Raw genomic sequence first — 20,239 nt, 5'->3', positions numbered from 1 at the left:
GCAGGGCGCTGCGCGGGCTCGACGGTCGGGTCGAACTCGCGGCCCATCGGCGCCGTGGTGTTCCGGAGCGCCGCGCTCACCAGGCCACGGTTCGGCCGAGGTAGTCGACGTAGTGCAGGCCCGGGTTGCTGCGGAGGGCGTCGAGCGTCCTGACCACGTTCGGGATGCTCTCGTCGATGCCGAGCAGGGCGTCCGAGCCGCCCATGTCGGTGCGCACCCAGCCGGGGGCCATGAGGACCAGGGGCCGGGGTTCGCCGCTGTGGCGGGCCGCGTAGCTGCGCATGAACGTGTTGAGCGCGGCCTTGCTGCCGCGGTACACCTCGTGGCCGCCGTGCTCGTTGTCGGCCACGCTGCCCTGGCCCGAGGACATCACCGCGATCGTGCCCGCCGGCTCGACGAGGTCCTGGAGGGCCTCGATGACGCGCAGCGGGCTCAGCGCGTTGGTGACCATGACCCGGACGAACTCCTCGGTGGAGGTCTGCGCCACCGTGCCCTCGGGCTGGTTCGTGACGCCGGCGTTCACGAAGAGCAGATCGAACGTCCGGCCGGCCAGGCGGCCGTGCAGCGCCGCGACCTGCTCGGGCTCGGTGATGTCGACGGTCTCGATCTCGACCTGCCCGGCGTGGGCGTCGGCGAGCTCGTGCAGCCCGGTCCGGCCCGCACCGCGCACGGTGGCCAGGACCTGCCAGCCGGCCCGCGCCCATTCCTGGGCGAGGGCGAGGCCGAGGCCCCGGGACGCGCCGATCAGGAGCACGCGCCTGTCGGCGGCCGGGGGCGGCGTGGAGTGATTTCCCGAGTTGGTTGTGGACATAACAGTGATTGTGCGAGGCATTGCCTCGTCCGGCAAGCCGCCTCCCCGGCAGGGAAGTTGGCCATATGGGGCCGGGGAGCCTCCCGCTTCTCGCCGTCTCGCCGGCCGGCCTGAGGCTCAGAGGCCGAAGCGGGCGCGGTGGGAGGCGGGGACCAGGTCGGTGTACTCGGGGTGCTTGGTGATCCAGCCGCGGATGAAGGGGCAGTAGGGCAGGACGGCGAGTGCCTGTTCGCGGGCCGTGTCCAGGGCCGCGCGTGCCAGTCGGCCGGCCAGGCCGCGGCCCTCGAAGCGGGGGTCGATCTCGGTGTGGATGAAGGCGATCTCGTCGTCGGAGCGGTGGTACTCGGCGAAGCCGGCGAGTTCTCCGCCGTCCTGGATCTCGAAGCGCGACTTCTCGGTGTTGTCGGTGACGAGCTGGTCCATGGTTCCTCCGCAAGGTGGGGGCGGCCCGGGAGGGCCGGTGGCGGGTGGCGCGGCATGACGACTATAGTTGAAGAATAAACATTTGTCCGAACGGTCGGGCGGCAGGTTTGCCCGGCGCGGCCCGGAGGAGCTGCGACGGGTGCGTGCCCTGCTGAGCGGCTACTGAGCGGGCGGGGGGAAGGGGGCGCGTGGGGTGTCCGGCTCGGTCCGGGGCGCCGGGGTGACGGACACCCGGGGGAGCGCCTCGGGGTGGTGTTCGCAGATGTGCGTCACCAGGTGTTCGCGGAGCTGGCAGCGGAGGGAGAACGCGTCGTCGGCGTTGGCGGCGGTCGCCAGGAGCCGGACCACGATGGTGGTGGGCGTGGTGTCGACGACCTGGAGGGCGCTGCCCTGGCCGTCCCAGAGGGGGTTGTCGGCGAGGAACGCGTCGAACTCCTCGCGCAGCAGGGGGACCGGGGCCCGGTGGTCGAGGTGGAGGAAGGCGGTGCCGGTGATCCGGCTGGAGCGGCGCGACCAGTTCTCGAACGGGCGGCCGGCGAAGTAGGACATCGGCATCACCAGACGGCGCTGGTCCCAGGTGGCGATCACCACCGCGGTGAGGGTGATCTCCTCCACGGTGCCCCACTCGCCGGACACCACGACCACGTCGCCGATCCGGACCAGGTCGCCGAAGGCCAGCTGCACCCCGGCGAAGAGGTTGGCCAGCACGCTCTGCGCGGCGATGCCCGCGACCACGCCGACCAGGCCCGCGGACGCGAGCAGACTGGTCCCGATGCCGCGCACGGAGGGGAAGGTCATCAGCATCGCGCCCAGGGCGGCGATCGCGATGATCGCCTGGCAGATCCGGCCGAGCAGACCCGCCTGGGTGCGGGCGCGGCCGGCCGAGGAGGGGTCGCGGCGGTGGACGGCGAGGCGGACGGCGCCTTCGACGACGAGCCCGACCACCCGGGCGCCGAGCCATCCGCCGGAGGCGATCGCCAGCAGGACCAGGACGTGGTGCAGCTGCTCCCGGGTCCTGGGCGAACCGCCGACCCACGGCTGGACGGTGAGGGACAGGGAGGCGGCGAGCACGGTGATCAGGGGGCGCCGGCAGTTGCGCAGCATCCCCGGCATGACGCTGCCGGGCCGGTGCGGGGCGAATCTGCGGACCAGCCGTTCGGCGGTCCGGTCCAGGACGTAGGTGGTCAGGGCCACCCCCGAACCTGCCAGGAGCAGACGGAACAGGCTCCACCACACGCTCGCTCTCCTCCCGCGACGGCCGCGACGCGGCGCTGTGGGCCGGCCTTCCCCGGGCCGGCGCTGTGGGCGGGCCTTCCCCGGGCCCGCTTCCCGGACCCCGCTTTCCCGTTCGGCGGGATTCACACCTGCCGGAGGTGAGGTGAGGGTCCGACAACGGCGATGGGCCGTTCGGGTGAGGGGGATGGGTTGGGGGGAGACGGGTGAGGAGGACGGGCCGAGGGCCTGCGTCGAGGGTTCGGCCGGGGTGCATATCGGCCCGGGAACGGGGCAGCCGGGGTTTGAAGGCCCGCCGGCCCGGGCGGGCACCGACATGTCAGGAGGAGCGATGCACCGGATCGAGGAGTCCGTCGAGGTGGCGGCGCCGCTCGGCACGGTCTACGAGAGCTGGGTCAGGTGTGAGGAGTTCCCGCAGTTCATGCGGGGTGTGGTCAGCGTCGACCGGTCGGGTCCGGACACCAGCTGGGTGGTCCGGACCGCCGCCGGCCCGCGCGAGTTCACGGCCGTGACCACGGAGCTGGTGGAGAACGACCGCGTGGCGTGGGACAGCGGCCCCGGCCCGGTGCGGCACCAGGGCGTGGTCACCTTCCACGCCGTGGGCGACGCCGCCACCCGGGTGATGTTCCAGCTGGAGGTCGAACCGCACGGGCTCTGGGAGCACCTCGCCGAGGCGCTCGGGTTCGTCGACCGCCGGGTGATCGACGACCTGACCGACTTCAAGCGCCACGTCGAGGAGGACGGCGGACCGGTCGAGGCCACGGTCGACAACACGGTGGCATGAACCTCCGGATCGGGGGCAGCCGAAGCGTACCGGCAGACCGATCCGGCAGACCGGTCAGGCAGTCAGACCTGACAGCCGAACCCGACAGTCAGACCCGACGACGGAAGGAGACGGTCGTGAGTGATCGCGTCAACATCTGGGAGTTCCGGGACACCGCCGGCCACACGGCGGGCACCGACCTCATCGGCTTCCACGTCGAGGCCACCGACGGAGCGATCGGCAAGATCGACAAGCTGTCCGAGGAGGTCGGCGCCCAGCACCTGGTCGTCGACACCGGCCCGTGGATCCTCGGCAGGCGGGTGCTCCTGCCCGCCGGCACCGTGATCCGGATCGAGATCGGCGAGCAGAAGGTGTACGTCGACCGGTCCAAGGACGACATCAGGAACGGTCCCGGCCTCGACGACGGCGCGGCCGACGTGTCGGCCGACGTCCGCGACCGCTACGGGCTCTACTACGACCCGTTCTACGGCGGTCGGATCTTCTGACGAAAGGGAGCAGCAGCCATGCCGTACGGTTCCACGCAGCTCCAGCCTCAGCCTCGGTCCCGGCTCCAGGCCCAGTCCCAGGCCCAGTCCGTCGGACCCGTCAGTCCGCCGGTGGTGCCGGATCCTCCGCTGCCGCCCGGCGTGCCCGAGCCGCCGCCGGATCCGGTGCTCCCGGGCCCCGCCACGCCGTCACCCGCGCCGCCCGGGCCTGAGCCGGAGCCCGAGCCGGGCCTGCCCCGCCCGCCCGAGCCGCCGGACTGAGGAGCCCTGAGCAGCCCGACCGAGGAGGCCCAAGAGCCACCGGCGGTGTTACCCCCAGTACCCCGTGTGCACCGCGGAGGCCTCCTCGAAGAGGTGCGGGCCGGACGCCTCCACGGTGCTGCCGCCGGCGGCGAAGACCTGGCGGCACGGCAGGTCGAGCACCGGCTCCTCCGGGTCCACCCCGGCGATGGCGTTCAGCTCGGCCCCGGCGAGCGCGTAGACGACCTTGCGGATGCCGCTCCAGTAGATCGCCCCGGCGCACATCGCACACGGTTCGGTGCTCGTGTACAGGACGGCGTCGACGAGCTGCGTCGGGGCCAGGGTGCGCGAGGCCTCCCGCACCAGATTGGTCTCCGCGTGGGCGGTGACATCGCGGTCGGTCAGCACCGAGTTCTCGGCCGTGAGCAGGACGTTCCCGGCGGAGTCGGTCAGCAGCGCGCCGAAGGGGTGGTTGCCGTGCGCCCGGGCGTCGGCCGCGATCTCGATGGCCGCGAGCAGGAGCTCGCGGGTGCGGTCGGTCATGACGTGCTCCTCAGGGGATCGGCGGTGGGGGCGGACCCCATGGTGTCGCGGTCGGGCGGGGTGGTGGTACCAGGTTGCCGCACCCGCCCTCCGCCCGCGACCACCCCCGGCGGCGGCCCGGGCCCGCGAGCCGGTGTGGAGCGTGCCGCGGGGACCGGCTCCCGCCCGGGCGGTACCGCTGTCGTCAGTGGGCGAACTTCTCGACGGCCGCCGGCGTGACGGGGGTGAAGAAGTTGACGAGGTTGCCGTCGGGGTCGCGGAGCAGGAGCGACCGGTTGCCCCAGGGCATCGTGGTGGGCTCGGTCACGAAGTCGGTGACGAACTCGGTCAGGTTCCGGTGCACGTCGTCCACGTCGGCGACGAGGAATTCGAGGATCACGCTGTTGTTGTCGGCCGGACGGGCGGAGCCGGGCGCGAACAGCGCCACGGTCCGGGTGCTGCCGATCGCGAGGGTCCCGCGGGCGGTCCGCAGTTCGGCGAAGTCCTCGGTGGACCAGTGCGCCTGTACCCCCGTGGCCCGCTCGTAGAAGCCGACGAGGCGGGCGATGTCGCCCGTGATGATCCGGATCGAAACGAAGTCCATGGTGCGCTCTCCTCAGGTCGGTGAAGCCGTTGCACCCCGGACGGTAGAGGAGATAGTGGACAGAATCGGTCCGGTATCAGCGCTAGGCTCGTGGACATGGGCCGACCCACCAGCCGTGTGCTCACCCTCCTGGAACTCCTGCAGTCGGGCGGCATCAGGACGGTGGCCGAACTCGCCGACCGGCTCGGCGTCGACGGGCGCACCGTGCGGCGGTACGTGGACCACCTGGTCGACCTCGACATCCCCGTCGAGGCGGTCCGCGGCCGCTACGGCGGGTACCGGCTCGCCCCCGGGTACCGCCTGCCCCCGCTCATGCTCAACGACGACGAGGCGCTCGCCGTGCTGCTCGGCCTCGTCGCCGGCCGCAGGGCGGGGTTGCTGACGGCGACCGGGACCGGGACCGGGACCGCGGGCGAGACGGCGGCGGCCAAGATCCGCCGGGTACTGCCCGAGCGCCTCGCCCGTCGGCTCGACGCCGTCCTGGAATCCCTCGCCTTCACGGCAGAGCCCGGCGAGGCGGCCACCCCGGAGACGGGCGTCCTGCTCGCCGTCGCCGACGCGGTGCGCCATCGCCGCCCGCTCTCGATCCGGTACACCGCCCGGGACGGCCGGCGGAGCGAACGCACGCTGCACCCGTACGGGATCGTCACCCACGCGGGCCGGTGGTACGTCACGGGCACCGATCCCGAGGCTGATCCCGAGACCGGCCAGGACCGGACCTTCCGGCTCGACCGCATCGCGGACGCGCGGCCCCTGCCGGGCTCGTTCGAACCGCCCGCCGGGCTCGACCCGGCCCAGCGTGTCCTGTCCGGGTTCGCCAAGGCCGCGTACCGGTACGAAGTGACGCTGCGGATCCACGGGACGGTCGAGCAGATCCGCGCCCGGCTTCCCGCCGGCGTCGCGAGCATCGAGGAGCCCGTACCCGAGGAAGGGACGGATCCGCACGCCGAGCGGTGGCTGCACGTCGAACTGCGGGCGGAGCGGCTCGACTGGCTGCCCCCCGTCCTCGCCTCGCTCGACCGGCCGTTCGTCATCGAGCGACCGGACGAACTCCGCGGCCTCGTCATCGCGCTCGCCGACCGGCTCGCCGCCTCCGCGCGCCAGGCCTGCGACCCGGACCGGACGGGACGCTGAGGGGTCCCGCTCCGGCCTCACGGAAGCCGATGTGCCCGAGGACCTGCGGAACCTTCCCGGCGCGGGAGCGTTGGCAGTGCACCGGATGTCCCGGTCAGGTGGGTAGCAGGTAGGTAGGAGGCAGTCGCCGTGCTCGTAGAACCTGTCCTTGTCACCGGCGCCGGCGGAGGGGTCGGCGGAGTCGGACGCAGGATCCTGGAGCGGCTGCGGGCGCGGAACGTGCCCGTCAGGGCTCTCGTCCACCACGACGACGAACGGGCCTCGGACCTGAGGACGATGGGCGGCGTGGAGGTGATGGTCGGTGACCTCACCCGTGGGGCGGACGTGGTCGAGGCGCTGGCCGGCTGCCGCCGGGCCTACTTCGGGATGAGCGTGTCGTCCGCCTACCTGGAGGCCGCGGCGACGGTGGCGGCCGCCGCCCGGGAAAGCGCCGGCCTGGAACTGCTGGTGAGCATCTCGCAGATGACCGTCTCGCAGATGGACCTCACCAGCGACGCCGAGTCCCGGCAGCAGCGACTGCACTACCTCGCCGAACACGTCCTCGACTGGTCCGGGGCGCCGGTCGTCCACGTCCGGCCCACCGTGTTCATGGAGAATCCGCTGTTCACCAAAGTGGCGGCCGCTTCGATCCGGCGGGACGGCACGATCCGCCTGCCCTTCGGCTCGGCCCGGACCTCACCGGTCGCGGCCGCCGACGTGGCCGAGGTCGTCGCCGCGCTCCTGCTCGACCCTGCTCCCCGGGCCCGCCGCGTCTACGAACTGACCGGGGCTCCGTCCCGCGACATGACGGCCATCGCGGCCGAGTTCTCCGCCGCCCTGGGCCGCGAGGTGACCTACGTCGACGTGCCCTACCAGGAGTGGCTGGAGCACGACCTCAGGAACCAGGGCCTGCCGGACCACGTGTTCGACCACATCGCCACGATGGCCAGGCTGCACGGCGAGAACCGGTACGACCGGGCGACGAACGACGTCGCCGACCTTCTCGGTCGCCCCCCGCAGGGGTTCGACACCGTGATCAAGGACCTGCTCGCCCGGCGGCCGTAGCCGGCCGGGTGCCGGGGGAGCGGGTGCTCAGAGCCAGCCGCGCTGCGCCGCCCTGAGACCGGCCTCGAAGCGGCTCGACGCGTCGAGGCGTTCCATCAGCCCGGCCATCTGGCGGCGGACGCTGCGTGCCGACAGGCCCAGGTTCCGGCCGGCGGCCTCGTCGGTGAGGCCGGACGCGAGCAGCCGCAGGAGTTCCTGCTCGGTGGCGCTGAGGCCGGTCTCGGTGTCCTTGCGCAGGTCGGCGCCGAGCGGGACGGCGGCCTGCCAGGTCCGCTCGAACAGGGCGACCAGGGAGGCGACGATCCCGGGCTCGTGCGTGCACAGGGCGCCGAGCCGGGTGTGGGCCGGGTCGATCGGGACCACGGCGACCTGGCGGTCGAAGATGAGCATCCGGGGCGGCAGCGTCGGGCAGGTGCGGACCAGGCCGCTCTCCTCGGTCATCCAGCGGGCGTAGGCGAGCGTCGCCGGATCGTGCCGCACGCTGTCCTGGTAGAGCGTCAGCAGTGCCACCCCGCGCCGCATGGCCGCCTCGTCCAGCGGCCGGGAGGCGTCCAGGCTGGCCTGGGACTGCGCTCCGCCGGGCATCACGGACAGGCACTCCCCGGTGACCTCCTGGGCGAGGATCTCCAGCTTGGCCTGGATCGCGTCCAGGCCCACCAGGCGCTCGGCGGTCTCGACCGGGGTGTTCGGCCGCAGGTCGGCGTACTCGGCGATCGCCCGGGCGTCCGCGGCCTTGCCGATCTCCAGGTCCTGCTGGCGGCGCAGCAGTTCCTGCTCCTGGCGGCGCAGGATCAGCTCCAGCCCGAGCGCGGGGCTCACCGGTAGCAGAACCCCGGGGTCCTCCCGGGATGCGCGGAGCAACTGCAGATCGGCCAGCCGGTCGAGGGCCTCCCGTACGGCGGGTTCGGGCAGGCCCAGCTGGTCGCACAACTCCCTGACGCCGCCCTGCGGATCGGTGAGCATGGCCCGGTAGACGGCCTCCGAGGCACGGTCCAACCCCAGCATGTCCAGCATGCGCGCAGCCCCCCGGTGCGACGTCGAACGTGCCGTGCCGCCGTGCGACACATCGGGATCATCCCAGCCCGGCTTCGGCTCCACAAGCAGTCCTGCCCCGGGCGGGGGCCGGCCGATTCGACGCGCCCGCTGTGAGCCGGTGGTGGGTACGGGGATCCCACGAACAACGCGGCGGGCGGCGGGGCGCCGGTTCCTGAAGCGGCCAGGCCGGTTGCTGACGGGGCTCTCGCCTTCCGGGGCGCGGGCGGTGCCAGCAGGATGGTGGTCACCGGGAGAGCGGCGGGGCAACCGCCGAGCAGCCTCCCCCGAAACTCTGGTCCTCGATCAGACCTCCCACCACACGAGCCGCCTGGGGTGCCGCCATGTCCAAGACCGTCCGCCTGCTCGCCACCGCCGCCGTCGCCGTCGCCCTGTCGGGGATCCTGGCGCCCGCGGCCTCCGCCACCGCCGCGACCACGGCGTCGGCGGGCATCGGCTGGGACGGTCCCACCGCCGTCCCGGCGGTCGTGACGGTTGTGGCGGGCGGGGCGGGCGGGGCCGGGGACGGCATCGGCTGGGACGGCTCCACCACCGTGCCGCCGGTCGCGGCCGGCCCGTCCGCCAGCGGCATCGGCTGGGACTGATCGCCGTGCTCGCCGTCCGGGCCACCGTCGTGGACACCAGCGGTGCGCCCACCACGACCGCCGCGGCGCGGATCGTCGAGGACGTCCTGTGGGCGCACGCCTCCCCGGAGCACGGGCTCGAACACGTCCGCGCCGTGCCGGACCGGGGCCGCATCGCCCTGGTGCTCTTCGTCCGCGCGGACGGCCCGGCCACCGCGCACGCCCTGGCCGAGAACCTGCTGGCCCGGGCCCTCGCCGCAGCAACGGCCGGCCGCTACGCCGCCGCCGTCCACCCGCACTGACCCGCACAGCCCGCCGGTCACGTACCCCCATTGCGTCTTCCATGGGCTGGTGCACGGCGGCCGCGCGGGCGCGGCCGCCGTGCACCGGGTCAGTCCTTTCCGATGTCCTTGACCTTCTCGCCGGCCTGCTTCAGGTCGCTCTTGATCTGTTTGCCCCGGCCCTCGGCCTCAAGGCCCCGGTCGCCGGTGGCCCGTCCGGCGGCTTCCTTGGCCTTGCCGTGGACCTTCTCGGCCGCGTTGTGCAGCTTGTCCTTGGCACTCATCGGATCACTCCTCTCGGTAGTGGGGGCTCGGTCCGCCCCGGACGGCGTCTGCCCGGGATCGGCGGTTCCACACCCGGAACATCCGGAGTCGGCCGTCAGCCGAGAGCCGGCGCGGTGCCGACGGGGCCACTTGGGCAGGCTCAGCGGAAGGCGGCGACGTTGCGGGCGGCCCAGTCGGCGAAGGAGCGCGGGGCGGTGCCGAGGACCCGCTGCACGTCCGGGCTGACGCGCAGCTCGGCCTCGTTCGGGGAACCGAGGATGTCCAGGGTGTCCTCGGCGAGCTCCACCGGCATGCCCTGGGCCATGGCGGCGGAGGCCTCCTCGCGGGTGAGGTCGTGGAACCGCACCGGCGAGCCCAGTGCGGCCGCGATGGCCTGCGCCTGCTGGCGCGGGGTGATCACCTCCGGGCCGGTCAGCTCGTACACGCCGCCGCTGTGCCGGTCCTCCAGCAGGCAGGCCGCCGCGACGTCGGCGATGTCCGCCGGGTCGATGATCGGCACCCCGACGTCGCCGAAGGGCGCGGCGACGACCCGCTGCGCGCGGACGGAGTCGGCCCACCACAGGGCGTTGGAGGCGAAGCCGCCCGGCCGCAGGATGCTCCAGTCCGCACCGGACCCCCGCAGGACGTCCTCCAGTTCGCTCATCGCGATCCGCGTCGGGCCGAAGGGCCTGGTCGCCACGCCCTGCGAGGAGAGCAGGACGATCCGGCGGACCCCGCCGGCCACGGCCTGGCCGATGAGGTCGGCCGGGTTGGCCCCGGCGGCGTGCAGGTCGCCGGACAGCAGCAGGAAGAGCGCCTTCGCCCCGTCCAGCGCGGGTTCGAGGCCGGCCGGGCCGGCCAGGTCGGCCGCCACGTGGCGGACACCGTCCGGCACCGCGGCCGCGTGCCGCGACACCGCCGTCACCTGTCGGCCCGCCTCGGCCAGTGCCCGCGTCAGCGGTCGGCCCACATTGCCGGTGGCCCCGGTCACCACGATCATGGTCAGCTCCTCGTTCGACGTCCGCCGTGGCCGCTGCGGCCTCGGTGGTCCTCACGCTAGGAGCCAGGGCTAACCCTTGGTAAGGACGTACCTTGACGTAAGCTCAGGACATGGTGGTAGGTGTGCAGGACAGGCAGGGCGAGGCTGGGAAGCGGTATGAGGTGTTTCACACCGACTGCCCCGCGCGCGATGTGGTCGACCACGTGACCAGCAGGTGGGGCATCTGGGTGCTGATCTCCTTGCAGAGCAACGACCTGCGGTTCTACGAGCTGCGCGAGAGCATCCACGGCATCAGCGAGAAGATGCTCGCCCAGACCCTGCGCGCGCTGGTCCAGGACGGCCTGGTCTGGCGGAGGGTCGAGCCGACGACGCCGCCCCAGGTCACCTACGGGCTGACCGAGTTCGGTCAGGACCTCGGCGAGCCGCTGGCCGAGCTGTTCGACCGGATCACCCGGGGGCTGCCGCCGCGCGACGCGGGATAGCGGCGCGGGACAGCAACGCGGGACAGCAGCGCGACACACCCCCGGTCTCCTCCCCGGCGTTGTCACCCGCGCGCCGTAGGTTCGTCGGATGAAGCGACTGAAGACCACCCGACTGGACGCCATAGACCGAGCCCTCTTCGACCGCATCGCCGCCGCGCCGCTGCACGGCACCCGCCCCTGGCTGCGGGCGCTGAGCCGGGCCGCCGACCACGGGGTGCTGTGGATGGGCACCGCCGCCGTCCTCGGCGCGGTCGGCGGACGCCGCGGGCGACGCGCCGCCCTGCGCGGCCTCGGCTCGCTCGCCATCGCCTCGGCCACCGCCAACACCGTCGCCAAGCACGCCACCCGCCGGCCCCGCCCGGTGCTGGACGCCGTCCCGGCCGTGCGCAGGCTGCTGCGCCAGCCCGTCACCACCTCCTTCCCCTCCGGTCACTCCGCGTCCGCAGCCGCCTTCGCCGCCGGTGTGGCGATCGAGTCCCCGCTGCTGGGCGCGGCCGTCGCGCCGGTCGCGGCGGCGGTGGCCCTCTCGCGCGTCTACACCGGCGTGCACTACCCGGGCGACGTCCTGGCCGGTGCGGCGCTGGGTACGGCGGCCGCCGCCGCGACCCTGCACTGGTGGCCGCGCTCGTCCGACGTGCCGCCGCCCGCCGCCCCGGCCGCCTCTCCGGCCCCGGCCCTGCCACAGGGGAGGGGGCTGTCGGTGGTGGTCAACTCGGGCTCCGGCAGCGGCTCTCCGCTCGCCCCCGACGCCGAGGACGTGGCCGGGACGCTGCGCGCCCTGCTGCCCGAGGCGGACGTCCGGGTGTGCGGGCCGCAGGACGATCTGGCGAAGATATTGACGGAGGCCGCCGACCGGGCCGCCCGGGCCGGCGGCGCGCTCGGGGTGTGCGGCGGCGACGGCAGCGTCAACCTGGCCGCGGCGCTGGCCGTCGAGCGCGCGCTGCCGCTGGCGGTCTTCCCCGGCGGCACCCTGAACCACTTCGCCCTCGACCTCGGCGCCACCACCCACGAGGCCACCGCCGAGGCCGTCGAGGCCGGCACCGCCGTCGGCGTGGACCTGGGCCTGGCCGCCGACGACGCCGGCACCCGGACCTTCGTGAACACCTTCAGCCTCGGCATCTACCCCGAACTCGTCCACCAGCGGGAGAAGTTGGAGAAGCGCATCGGCAAGTGGCCGGCCCTCGCGGTGGCCGTCGCCAAGCTGCTGCCGACCGCCGAACCCGTCACCGTCCACGCCGACGGCCGCCCGCACCGGGTGTGGCTGCTGTTCGCCGGAAACGGGGCGTACGAACCGGCGGGCTTCGCCCCCACCCACCGCGCCGCCCTGGCCGACGGACAGCTCGACGTCCGGGTCGTCGACGGCGGCCGGCCCTTCGCCCGCACCCGCCTGGCCGCCGCCTTCCTCTCCGGCACCCTGGACCGGTCCCGGGTCTACCGGGCCGTCCGGCTGCGCGCCCTGGACCTGGACTCCCTCGGCGACGCCGCCCGCATCGCCGTCGACGGCGAGAGCGTCCCCGCGCGCGGGGCCCTGCGACTGTCCAAGGCCCCGGCCGGGCTCACCGTGTACCGGCCCGCGACCGCCGCCCCTGCCCGTGAGCTGCGGGGCCCGGGCCGGGACGGGCGGTAGCCGCAGGGGGTGTCACCTGGTGTCACCGGGTGTCGGGGGACGACGGGCCGCGCGGGCCGTCGTCCCCGGCCCCGCCGGGCCGCTCCCCGTCGTGGAAGGAGACCTCGACGTGCTGTTCGGGGCGGCGCTCCTCCTGCCGGGCGACGGAGGACAGCACCTTCCGGTCGGCGGCGGTGAGCGGCGGCTGCAGGAGGCTGCGGGGCCACAGCCGACGGGCGAGCACCGCGTTGGCCTCGGCGGCGTACACGGTGATCTGCGCGGCCAGGTAGAGCCAGGAGAGCAGGCCGATCACGGTCGCGAAGAAGCCGTAGACCTGGCCCGCGTGGCGCAGCTCGTGGGTCACCAGCAGCGAACCGAACGCCTGGAGGACGGTGAACAGCGGCCCGGCGACGACGCAGCCGGGCAGCAGGGCCCGGGTCGGGATCTCGCGCGGGGTGAGCACCCGGAAGCAGGCCAGGCACAGGGCGGTGTTCAGCAGCGCCGAGACCAGCAGGCCCCCGATCCGGGCGGGCAGCCCGCCCAGGGCGCTGCCGACCAGCGAGGCGGCCGCCGTGCCCAGCACCAGGCCGGCGGCCAGGACCGTGAACAGCAGCAGGCCGCGCGCCAGCCGGGGCCAGTATCCGGGCCGCTGCACCCCGGGCACGTTCCAGACCTCGGCCATGGCGTGCTGGAGGACCTGCGTGATGCCGAGCGCCCCGTACAGCAGGCCGAGCGCGCCGATGGCCAGCGCCAGACCGCTGCCCTGGAGGGAGTGGACGTTCTGGCGCAGTTGGTCGCCGATGATCGGGAAGTCGGCGAGCGCCGAGTTCAGCACCGACTGCTGGGCCCCGGGGTGGCCGTGCAGGACGAAGCCGAGGACGGTGCTGAGCAGGAGCAGCAGCGGGATCAGGGCGACGAAGCCGTAGTAGGTGATCAGGGCGGACAGCAGCCCGCCCCGGTCGTCCCCGTACTTGCGCACCACGCCGATGACCACGGCGGGCACCCGGCGGTGCTGCTGGAAGCGGTCCACGGCGCGCAGTGCCCGTTCGATCGGGTTCATGCCCGGGCGTCTGCCCCGGCGCGCGCCCGCGACACCCGCCGGTTCCGCGCCCCGAGGCGCGCACACCCGAGCCGCCGCGCAGGGGCTGCGCGGCGGCTCGGGTGCCCCGCCGACCGACGGCGGGGCCATGCGTACGGCGGGCTACCAGCGGTACCAGCGGCCCCGCTCTCCGGCGGAGGTGGTGCCGCGGGCGAGGAAGCCCAGGAGCCAGACGACGAGGACCGCGAGGGCGACCCACCACAGCACCTTCAGGGCGAAGCCGAAGCCGAACAGAAGCAGGGCGAGCAGCAGGACCAGGACCAGGGCGAGCACGGGGACCTCCTCGATCAGGGGACGCGTCGATTCGATCCCCGGCTGCCCCGGTTCGCCGCGAACATGCGCCGGTCGTGGCGGTTCGACCGCTACCGCACCCTCACCGCACCATCACTCCGACCAGGCAGGTGTCGTCGTCGGTGTCGGCGTTGCTGTAGCGCAGCAGGTGGTCCAGGAGCTCTTCGAGCTTGGCCGAGCCGGTGGTCGACCCGGCGGCGGACCCGGTGCGGGACTCCTCGGCGAGGGCCGTCAGGCTGGTCAGCGACGCCTGGAGGGATTCGTCGCGGCGCTCGATGAGCCCGTCGGTGTACATCACCAGCGTGTCGCCCGCCTCCAGGACGAGCTCGCCCTGCTCGTAGTCGGCGTGGCCGATCGCGCCGAGGAGGATGCCGCCCAGCTGGGGCAGGATGTCCGCCCGCCCGCCGCGCAGCAGGACCGGCGGCGGGTGCCCGGCGCGGGCCCACCGCAACCGGCGGGTCGCGGGTTCGTAGAGACCGCACACCGCGGTGGCCGTGACGTTGTCGGTCAGGTGGTGGGTGACGCTGTTGAGCCAGCTCAGCAGCTGGGCCGGCCCGGCGCCGGTGGCGGCCAGGCCGCGCAGGGCGTTGCGCAGCGCGACCATGCCGGTGGCGGCCTCGATGCCGTGCCCGGAGACGTCGCCCACGCACAGCAGGACGTCTCCCGAGGGCAGGGCGAGGGTGTCGTACCAGTCCCCGCCGACCAGGTGGTCCTTCTCCGCCGGGCGGTAGCGCACGGCGACGCTCAGGTCGTGCAGGTCCAGCGGGCCCCGGGTGGGCGGCATGATGGCGTGCTGGAGCTGGAGGGCGAGGCGGCTGCGCTCGGCCGCCTGCTGCTCGCTCTGCGCGAGCTGGTCGCGGGTGGCGGCGAGTGCGACCTCCGTCCAGTGCTGGGCGGAGATGTCCTGGTAGGCGCCGCGGACGGTGCCGAGCCCGGTGCCGAGGCCGCCGCCGGGATCGCTGTCGAGCCTGCCGCCGAGCCCGCTGTCGCGTCCGCTGCCGGGATCGCGGACGGGCTCCGCGACGACGCGGATGTGGCGGGTGACGCCGTCCGGCCGCTGGAGGCGGAAGGCGGTGGAGGCCGGGCGCTGGTGGTGCAGGAGGGTGCGCAGGAACCGGTCGATGGCGTGGCGGTCGTCCGGGTGGGCGCGGTCGGGGAGCTGGTCGAGGGCGAGGGGCGCGGCGGTGGGCGGCAGCCCGTGCAGCTCGAACACCGTCTCGTTCCAGGCGATCTGGCGGGTCCGCAGGTTCTCCTCGAAACCGCCGATCCGGCCGAGCCGCTGGGCGTGCTGCAGCAGGCGGGCGACGCGCGGGGTGCCGTCGTCGAGGCGCCAGACGACCGCGAGGTGGCTGCCGTGCCGGCTGATGCTCACCTGCGCCCGGGTGGTCAGCGGTACTCCGTCGACCAGGGCGGCGAGCCGCATGTCCTGGGCGCGGAAGGGCTCCCCGGTGGCGAAGACGTGTTCGACCTTGTCGGCCAGGCCGCCCGGTTCGGCCGCCAGCGGGTACGCCTCCAGCAGGCGGGTGCCGGTGAGCACGCCGGTGGGCCGGCCGGCGAAGTCGACGAAGGCCGGGTTGAGGTGCCGGATCACGAACCGGGGCGGGAGCTCGTCGCTGTCCGGCGCCGCCCGCAGGATCATGCACGGGTCGAGCAGGCCGTCCGTGAGCTGCCGCAGTTCGCCGAACTGCGCGTCGGCCGGGTCGCAGGCGGCCGGCTCCTGCCCGCTCCAGGACTCCAGCGTGGTGGCGGCCAGCTCGGCGAGCGCCTCGAACTGGCGTTGGAGCGGCTGGGAGCGCTCGGGCAGCGTGTCGGGCCAGCAGATCTCCAGGACGCCGATGAGCCGCCCGCCGACGCCGGCCGGGACGGCGAGCCGGCCGCCGTGGATCTCGTGCTGGCCGATCGAGGGCAGCGAGGCGCCGGCGAGCGTCGGGTAGCCGACCGCCGCGCGCTCGTCCAGGGCCCGGCGGGCGGGTGTCGGCACGCCCGGCGGGACGTGGCGCCAGCGGCGTGCCTCCTCCTCCGGGAAGCCCGCGCTGCCCGCCAGCGACAGGGAGAGGTCCGGGTGGGCGGCCCAGATGGCGACGGCGGCGGCGCCGAGCGGTCGCAGCGCGTGCTCCAGCATGGAACGCGCCGCCGCCGCGGCGTCACCGCTCGCGAGCACGTCCGCCTGGGCACTGCGCAGCCGCACGGCCACCGCTTCGGTGGGGGGAACCGAGGCGTCGGCGACGAACTCGCGGGCGAGGGCGGAGATCTCGTCCGCCGCGGCCTGGTTGACCAGGTCGGCGGCGAGCGCCAGGACCGTCACCCCGGCCTGCTCCGCGAGGCTCTCCAGCTGCCTGGCGGCCTCGGTGGGCCCGCACCGCAGGCGTTCCACCAGCACGCCGACGCCCATCTCGACGACGGCGCGGCCCGCCGCCTGGGCCTGGGCCTGTTCCAGTTCCAGCCTGAGCCGATCCACCGTGGTGGCGAGCCGGTCGACCGCCGCGGACTCGCCTCCGGAGCGGGCCCGGGCCGCCGCCTGCGCCTCGGCGGCGCGCCGCTGCGCTCCGACCCTCGGCGTGTCGGCCGGTCCGACCGCTGCGGGGCGGTCCGTGGCGCGCGGCTCCTGCGGGTGGTGCACGGTTGTCGGCTCCTGAGGTCTGGACGGTCGGCGCGGGGATGTGAGGGGCACGGAGCAGGGCGACTACCGGGTGAGGTGGTCCCTGATCCTGCCGATCACCTCGTCGGCGTCCACCGGCTTGGTGATGTAGTCGCTGGCTCCCGAGGCCAGGCTCTTCTCCCGGTCGCCGATCATGGCCTTGGCGGTGACCGCGATGATCGGCAGCCCCTCGTGCTCGGGCATGGCGCGGATCGCCGCGGTGGCGGTGTAGCCGTCCATCTCGGGCATCATCACGTCCATCAGGATCACGTCGATCCCGGGGTGTGCGCCGAGGGCTTCGAGCGCGGCGAGCCCGTTCTCGGCCTGGAGGACCCGCATGCCGCGCAGCTCCAGGATGCTGGTGATCGCGAAGAGGTTGCGGTCGTCGTCGTCGACCACCAGCGCGGTGCGGCCGGAGAGCACCGGGTCGGCTCCGCGGCCCCGGGCGGGGTTCCCGTCCGTGCGGCGCGCCGGGGGCAGGACGCGCCCGGGCCCGTCGGCGCTCATGTGGAGGGCGATGCGTTCGCGCAGCTCGTCGAGGCTGGAGATGAGCTCCAGCGGCCGTTCCCCCTTCCGGCGGACGGCGTGCTCGTCGCCGGTGGTGACGCCCCGGCTGTTGTGGGCCAGCACCGGGACGGTGTGCAGGGCCGGGTCGTGTTCCATCTCCGCCAGGAGCGTGGCCGCCGCGCTGTCCGGCAGGTCGAGCTCCAGGACGACGCAGTGGTACGGGGCGGTGGCGAGCGCAGTGGCGGCCTCCGGGGCGCCGACCGTGGTGACTATCTCGACCCGGCGCTGGGCGCCGGCGGAGCGGGCGACGTCGGCGACGGCGTTCTCCGCCACCAGGGACAGCAGGCCGTTGGGGCGGCCCTCGACCACGAGCAGGCGCCGCGGTTGACCGGTGGCGGGAGGCGAGGGGACGCGCTCCGGGGCCTCGGACGCTCCGGTGCTTCCGGTGCCCAGCGCCCTGCGGGCCCCGTCGGCGCCGTTCTCGGCCAGGTCGGGGCGGGTCGCGGGGACGTAGAGGGTGAAGGTGCTGCCCCGGCCCAGGGTGCTCTCCACCGTGATCGCGCCGCCCAGCAGGTAGGCGATCTCGCGGCTGATGGACAGTCCGAGGCCGGTGCCGCCGTACTTGCGGCTGGTGGTGCCGTCGGCCTGCTGGAAGGCGCCGAAGACGCTCTCCACGTGCTGGGGGGCGATGCCGACTCCGGTGTCGCTCACGTGGAAGGCGAGCACCGGGCCGCCGCGCCGGACGGCGTCGGGCAGGTCGGTCTCGTCGGCGGGCTCGATGCGCAGTTCGACCCGGCCCTGCTCGGTGAACTTGACGGCGTTGGACAGCAGATTGCGCAGCACCTGGCGCAACCGGTAGTCGTCGGTGAGGAGTTCGGCGGGGATCTGCTGGACCGTCCGCACCGTGAAGGCGAGGTTCTTCTGGCTGGTCAGCGGGCGGAAGGTGGCTTCGACGTAGTCGAGCAGCGCGCGCAGCGGCACCGCCTCGATGTTGAGGTCCATCTTTCCGGCCTCGACCTTGGACAGGTCGAGGATGTCGTTGATCAGCTGGAGCAGGTCGGAGCCGGCGGAGTGGATGATCCCGGCGTACTCGACCTGCTTGGCGGTCAGGTTGCGGGTGGGGTTCTGGGCGAGCAGCTGGGCGAGGATGAGCAGGCTGTTGAGGGGGGTGCGCAGTTCGTGGCTCATGTTGGCCAGGAACTCCGACTTGTACTTCGAGGCGAGGGACAGCTGGTGGGCGCGCTCCTCCAGTTCCTGGCGGGCCTGTTCGATCTCCAGGTTCTTGGTCTCGATGTCCCGGTTCTGCGCCGCCAGCAGGTCGGCCTTCTCCTCCAGCTCGGCGTTGGAGGCCTGCAACTCGTCCCGACGCGCCTGCAACTCCTGTGAGCGGACCTGGAGTTCGGCGGTGAGCCGCTGGGACTCGTCGAGCAGCTCGTCGGTGCGGGCGTTGGCGATGATGGTGTTGACGTTGACGCCGATGGTCTCCATGAGCTGGTCGAGGAAGTCCAGGTGGACCTGGGTGAACGGCTGGACGGAGGCCAGTTCGATGACGCCGAGGACCTGGTCCTCGACCACGATGGGCAGCACCACCAGGGACAGCGCCCCGGTGCGGCCGAGGCCGGAGGCGGCGGCCAGGTAGTCCGGCGGCAGCGAGTCGACGGTGATGGCGCGCCGGCTGCGCGCGGCCTGGCCGACGAACGACTCGCCGAGGCGGAAGCGGGTGGGGCGCTCGCCGTCGGGGAAGGCGTAGGAGCCGACCAGCTGGAGCACCGTCCCGACGGGGCTGTCCTCGGCGAGGTAGAAGACGCCGCACTGCGCGCCGACCAGGGGGGCGAGTTCGTCCATGACGGACTCGGCGACGACCCCGAGGTCGCGCCGGCCCTGCATCAGGGCCGAGAAGCTGGCGAGGTTGGTCTTGAGCCAGTCCTGCTCCTCGTTGGCGCGGGTGGTCTCGCGCAGGGAGCCGACCATGGCGTTGATGTTGTCCTTGAGGTCGGCGACCTCGCCGGAGGCGTCCACGCTGATCGAGCGGGTGAGGTCGCCGGCGGCGACGGCGCTGGTGACCTCGGCGATCGCGCGGACCTGCCGGGTGAGGTTGCCGGCCAGCTCGTTGACGTTCTCGGTGAGGCGCTTCCAGGTGCCGGAGACGCCCTCCACCTCGGCCTGGCCGCCGAGCCGGCCCTCGGTGCCGACCTCCCGGGCGACCCTGGTCACCTCGTCGGCGAAGGAGGACAGCTGGTCGACCATCGTGTTGATGGTCTCCTTCAGCTCCAGGATCTCGCCGCGCGCGGTGACGGTGATCTTCTGCGACAGGTCCCCGCGCGCGACCGCCGTGGCCACCTGGGCGATCGCGCGGACCTGGCCGGTGAGGTTGCCGGCCATGAAGTTCACCGAGTCCGTGAGGTCGCGCCACGTCCCCGAGACGCCCTTCACGTCGGCCTGGCCGCCGAGGATGCCCTCGGTGCCGACCTCCCGCGCCACCCGGGTCACCTCACCGGCGAACGAGGACAGCTGGTCGACCATCGTGTTGACGGTGTTCTTCAGCTCCAGGATCTCGCCCCGGGCATCGACGGTGATCTTCTGCGACAGGTCCCCCTTGGCCACCGCGGTGGCGACCTGGGCGATGTCCCGCACCTGGGTGGTGAGATTGCCCGCCATCGCGTTGACCGAGTCGGTCAGGTCCTCCCAGGTGCCCGACACCCCGGGCACCTGGGCCTGGCCGCCGAGCCGGCCCTCGGTGCCGACCTCGCGGGCGACCCTGGTCACCTCCGAGGTGAACCGCGACAGTTGGTCGACCATCCCGTTGAACACCGTGGCGATCTCGCCCAGCAGCCCGTCCCCGTCACCCGGCAGCTTGGTGCTGAAATCGCCGTCGCGCACCGCCGTCAACCCGGCCAGCAGCAACCGCAGTTCCGGCTCGCCCACCTGCGCGGCGCCCGCCCCCTCGTGGGGGCGGTGCTGTGAGTCGCGGGACGGGGTCGGGCCAGCCATCGAACGTCGCCTCCGTGGAACGCCGGGCCGACTGGCCCGAATCCGGTCGTGGGCACCCCGAAGGACGGGCCGGGGGACCTGGCCGTCGTTCCAGGTGTGGTACCGCCCTCGGAGGCTACCGCAGCCCGCACACCGCCGGACAACGGTTGCCGCCCGGCCGTGCGCCCGGCCGTGCGCCCGGCCG

General features: G+C 73.7%; 20 protein-coding genes. 8 read left to right on the top strand and 12 right to left on the bottom strand.

Annotation, left to right across the window (positions count from 1 at the left end; all coding sequences use genetic code 11):
• Window positions 1–76: 76 nt before the first annotated feature.
• The 3 genes from ABT015_RS13000 to ABT015_RS12990 form a co-directional block, all read right to left on the bottom strand.
• Window positions 77–811, bottom strand: coding sequence for an SDR family NAD(P)-dependent oxidoreductase (locus ABT015_RS13000; RefSeq protein WP_350878944.1), 735 nt, complete (start codon window positions 809–811; stop codon window positions 77–79).
• A gap of 117 nt (window positions 812–928) precedes the next feature.
• Complete coding sequence (locus ABT015_RS12995; protein ID WP_350878943.1) at window positions 929–1,234, bottom strand: GNAT family N-acetyltransferase; 306 nt, start codon at window positions 1,232–1,234, stop codon at window positions 929–931.
• Window positions 1,235–1,393: 159 nt separating this feature from the next.
• Window positions 1,394–2,470, bottom strand: a complete 1,077-nt coding sequence (locus ABT015_RS12990; protein WP_350878942.1) for a mechanosensitive ion channel family protein — start codon at window positions 2,468–2,470, stop codon at window positions 1,394–1,396.
• Window positions 2,471–2,798: 328 nt separating this feature from the next.
• On the opposite strand from ABT015_RS12990, the gene ABT015_RS12985 reads away from it, so the two are divergent.
• Window positions 2,799–3,251, top strand: a complete 453-nt coding sequence (locus ABT015_RS12985; RefSeq protein ID WP_350878940.1) for an SRPBCC family protein — start codon at window positions 2,799–2,801, stop codon at window positions 3,249–3,251.
• Between the two features lie 116 nt (window positions 3,252–3,367).
• On the top strand, window positions 3,368–3,736 hold the full coding sequence (locus ABT015_RS12980; RefSeq protein WP_350878939.1) for a PRC-barrel domain containing protein: 369 nt from the start codon (window positions 3,368–3,370) through the stop codon (window positions 3,734–3,736).
• 309 nt (window positions 3,737–4,045) lie between these two features.
• Here the strand turns inward: ABT015_RS12980 and ABT015_RS12975 are convergent, their stop codons facing one another.
• Window positions 4,046–4,519 (bottom strand): nucleoside deaminase, encoded by a 474-nt coding sequence (locus ABT015_RS12975; RefSeq protein ID WP_350878937.1) that lies wholly within the window; start codon window positions 4,517–4,519, stop codon window positions 4,046–4,048.
• 184 nt (window positions 4,520–4,703) lie between these two features.
• Window positions 4,704–5,102: a VOC family protein gene (locus ABT015_RS12970; RefSeq protein WP_350878936.1), complete on the bottom strand. Its 399-nt coding sequence runs from the start codon at window positions 5,100–5,102 to the stop codon at window positions 4,704–4,706.
• Between the two features lie 96 nt (window positions 5,103–5,198).
• On the opposite strand from ABT015_RS12970, the gene ABT015_RS12965 reads away from it, so the two are divergent.
• Together ABT015_RS12965 and ABT015_RS12960 are read left to right on the top strand one after the other, a co-directional pair.
• Complete coding sequence (locus tag ABT015_RS12965) at window positions 5,199–6,236, top strand: helix-turn-helix transcriptional regulator (RefSeq protein ID WP_350878935.1); 1,038 nt, start codon at window positions 5,199–5,201, stop codon at window positions 6,234–6,236.
• Window positions 6,237–6,365: 129 nt separating this feature from the next.
• On the top strand, window positions 6,366–7,280 hold the full coding sequence (locus tag ABT015_RS12960; protein ID WP_350878934.1) for an NAD(P)H-binding protein: 915 nt from the start codon (window positions 6,366–6,368) through the stop codon (window positions 7,278–7,280).
• 27 nt (window positions 7,281–7,307) lie between these two features.
• Here the strand turns inward: ABT015_RS12960 and ABT015_RS12955 are convergent, their stop codons facing one another.
• The gene (locus ABT015_RS12955; RefSeq protein WP_350878933.1) at window positions 7,308–8,294 is read right to left on the bottom strand and encodes a helix-turn-helix transcriptional regulator; all 987 of its coding nucleotides are present in this window, start codon (window positions 8,292–8,294) and stop codon (window positions 7,308–7,310) included.
• A 362-nt stretch (window positions 8,295–8,656) separates the two neighbouring features.
• On the opposite strand from ABT015_RS12955, the gene ABT015_RS12950 reads away from it, so the two are divergent.
• Window positions 8,657–8,917 (top strand): hypothetical protein, encoded by a 261-nt coding sequence (locus ABT015_RS12950; protein WP_350878932.1) that lies wholly within the window; start codon window positions 8,657–8,659, stop codon window positions 8,915–8,917.
• Window positions 8,918–8,922: 5 nt separating this feature from the next.
• Window positions 8,923–9,198: a hypothetical protein gene (locus ABT015_RS12945; RefSeq protein ID WP_350878931.1), complete on the top strand. Its 276-nt coding sequence runs from the start codon at window positions 8,923–8,925 to the stop codon at window positions 9,196–9,198.
• Window positions 9,199–9,287: 89 nt separating this feature from the next.
• Here the strand turns inward: ABT015_RS12945 and ABT015_RS12940 are convergent, their stop codons facing one another.
• On the bottom strand, window positions 9,288–9,461 hold the full coding sequence (locus ABT015_RS12940; RefSeq protein WP_350878930.1) for a CsbD family protein: 174 nt from the start codon (window positions 9,459–9,461) through the stop codon (window positions 9,288–9,290).
• Window positions 9,462–9,601: 140 nt separating this feature from the next.
• Complete coding sequence (locus ABT015_RS12935; protein WP_350878928.1) at window positions 9,602–10,441, bottom strand: SDR family oxidoreductase; 840 nt, start codon at window positions 10,439–10,441, stop codon at window positions 9,602–9,604.
• A 110-nt stretch (window positions 10,442–10,551) separates the two neighbouring features.
• Here ABT015_RS12935 and ABT015_RS12930 point away from each other — a divergent pair, with 110 nt between their 5' ends.
• Entirely contained in the window at window positions 10,552–10,923 is a 372-nt protein-coding gene (locus ABT015_RS12930; protein ID WP_350878926.1) for a winged helix-turn-helix transcriptional regulator, read from the top strand.
• An 88-nt stretch (window positions 10,924–11,011) separates the two neighbouring features.
• Window positions 11,012–12,550 carry a bifunctional phosphatase PAP2/diacylglycerol kinase family protein gene (locus ABT015_RS12925; RefSeq protein ID WP_350878925.1) on the top strand — a complete coding sequence of 513 codons (1,539 nt, stop codon included), beginning with the start codon at window positions 11,012–11,014 and terminating at the stop codon, window positions 12,548–12,550.
• 22 nt (window positions 12,551–12,572) lie between these two features.
• Here the strand turns inward: ABT015_RS12925 and ABT015_RS12920 are convergent, their stop codons facing one another.
• The 4 genes from ABT015_RS12920 to ABT015_RS12905 form a co-directional block, all read right to left on the bottom strand.
• Entirely contained in the window at window positions 12,573–13,589 is a 1,017-nt protein-coding gene (locus ABT015_RS12920) for a YihY/virulence factor BrkB family protein (RefSeq protein ID WP_350878923.1), read from the bottom strand.
• Window positions 13,590–13,730: 141 nt separating this feature from the next.
• Window positions 13,731–13,901 (bottom strand): hydrophobic protein, encoded by a 171-nt coding sequence (locus tag ABT015_RS12915; RefSeq protein ID WP_350878921.1) that lies wholly within the window; start codon window positions 13,899–13,901, stop codon window positions 13,731–13,733.
• A gap of 100 nt (window positions 13,902–14,001) precedes the next feature.
• Window positions 14,002–16,539, bottom strand: coding sequence for a SpoIIE family protein phosphatase (locus ABT015_RS12910; protein WP_350878919.1), 2,538 nt, complete (start codon window positions 16,537–16,539; stop codon window positions 14,002–14,004).
• Between the two features lie 63 nt (window positions 16,540–16,602).
• On the bottom strand, window positions 16,603–20,055 hold the full coding sequence (locus ABT015_RS12905) for a hybrid sensor histidine kinase/response regulator (RefSeq protein ID WP_502897294.1): 3,453 nt from the start codon (window positions 20,053–20,055) through the stop codon (window positions 16,603–16,605).
• Between the last annotated feature and the right edge of the window lie 184 nt (window positions 20,056–20,239).

Source organism: Kitasatospora sp. NPDC094016 (genome assembly GCF_040304045.1).
In the GTDB taxonomy this organism is placed as follows: Bacteria; Actinomycetota; Actinomycetes; order Streptomycetales; family Streptomycetaceae; genus Kitasatospora.
Note: the sequence above shows the minus strand (reverse complement) of the source record. Positions and strands in the feature narration are given on the sequence as shown.

Coding starts and splice junctions, on each gene's coding strand:
- ABT015_RS13000 (WP_350878944.1), bottom strand. CDS start 811: ATGTCCACAACCAACTCGGGAAATCACTCCACGCCGCCCCCGGCCGCC.
- ABT015_RS12995 (WP_350878943.1), bottom strand. CDS start 1,234: ATGGACCAGCTCGTCACCGACAACACCGAGAAGTCGCGCTTCGAGATC.
- ABT015_RS12985 (WP_350878940.1), top strand. CDS start 2,799: ATGCACCGGATCGAGGAGTCCGTCGAGGTGGCGGCGCCGCTCGGCACG.
- ABT015_RS12975 (WP_350878937.1), bottom strand. CDS start 4,519: ATGACCGACCGCACCCGCGAGCTCCTGCTCGCGGCCATCGAGATCGCG.
- ABT015_RS12970 (WP_350878936.1), bottom strand. CDS start 5,102: ATGGACTTCGTTTCGATCCGGATCATCACGGGCGACATCGCCCGCCTC.
- ABT015_RS12965 (WP_350878935.1), top strand. CDS start 5,199: ATGGGCCGACCCACCAGCCGTGTGCTCACCCTCCTGGAACTCCTGCAG.
- ABT015_RS12955 (WP_350878933.1), bottom strand. CDS start 8,294: ATGCTGGACATGCTGGGGTTGGACCGTGCCTCGGAGGCCGTCTACCGG.
- ABT015_RS12950 (WP_350878932.1), top strand. CDS start 8,657: ATGTCCAAGACCGTCCGCCTGCTCGCCACCGCCGCCGTCGCCGTCGCC.
- ABT015_RS12940 (WP_350878930.1), bottom strand. CDS start 9,461: ATGAGTGCCAAGGACAAGCTGCACAACGCGGCCGAGAAGGTCCACGGC.
- ABT015_RS12935 (WP_350878928.1), bottom strand. CDS start 10,441: ATGATCGTGGTGACCGGGGCCACCGGCAATGTGGGCCGACCGCTGACG.
- ABT015_RS12930 (WP_350878926.1), top strand. CDS start 10,552: ATGGTGGTAGGTGTGCAGGACAGGCAGGGCGAGGCTGGGAAGCGGTAT.
- ABT015_RS12925 (WP_350878925.1), top strand. CDS start 11,012: ATGAAGCGACTGAAGACCACCCGACTGGACGCCATAGACCGAGCCCTC.
- ABT015_RS12920 (WP_350878923.1), bottom strand. CDS start 13,589: ATGAACCCGATCGAACGGGCACTGCGCGCCGTGGACCGCTTCCAGCAG.
- ABT015_RS12905 (WP_502897294.1), bottom strand. CDS start 20,055: ATGGCTGGCCCGACCCCGTCCCGCGACTCACAGCACCGCCCCCACGAG.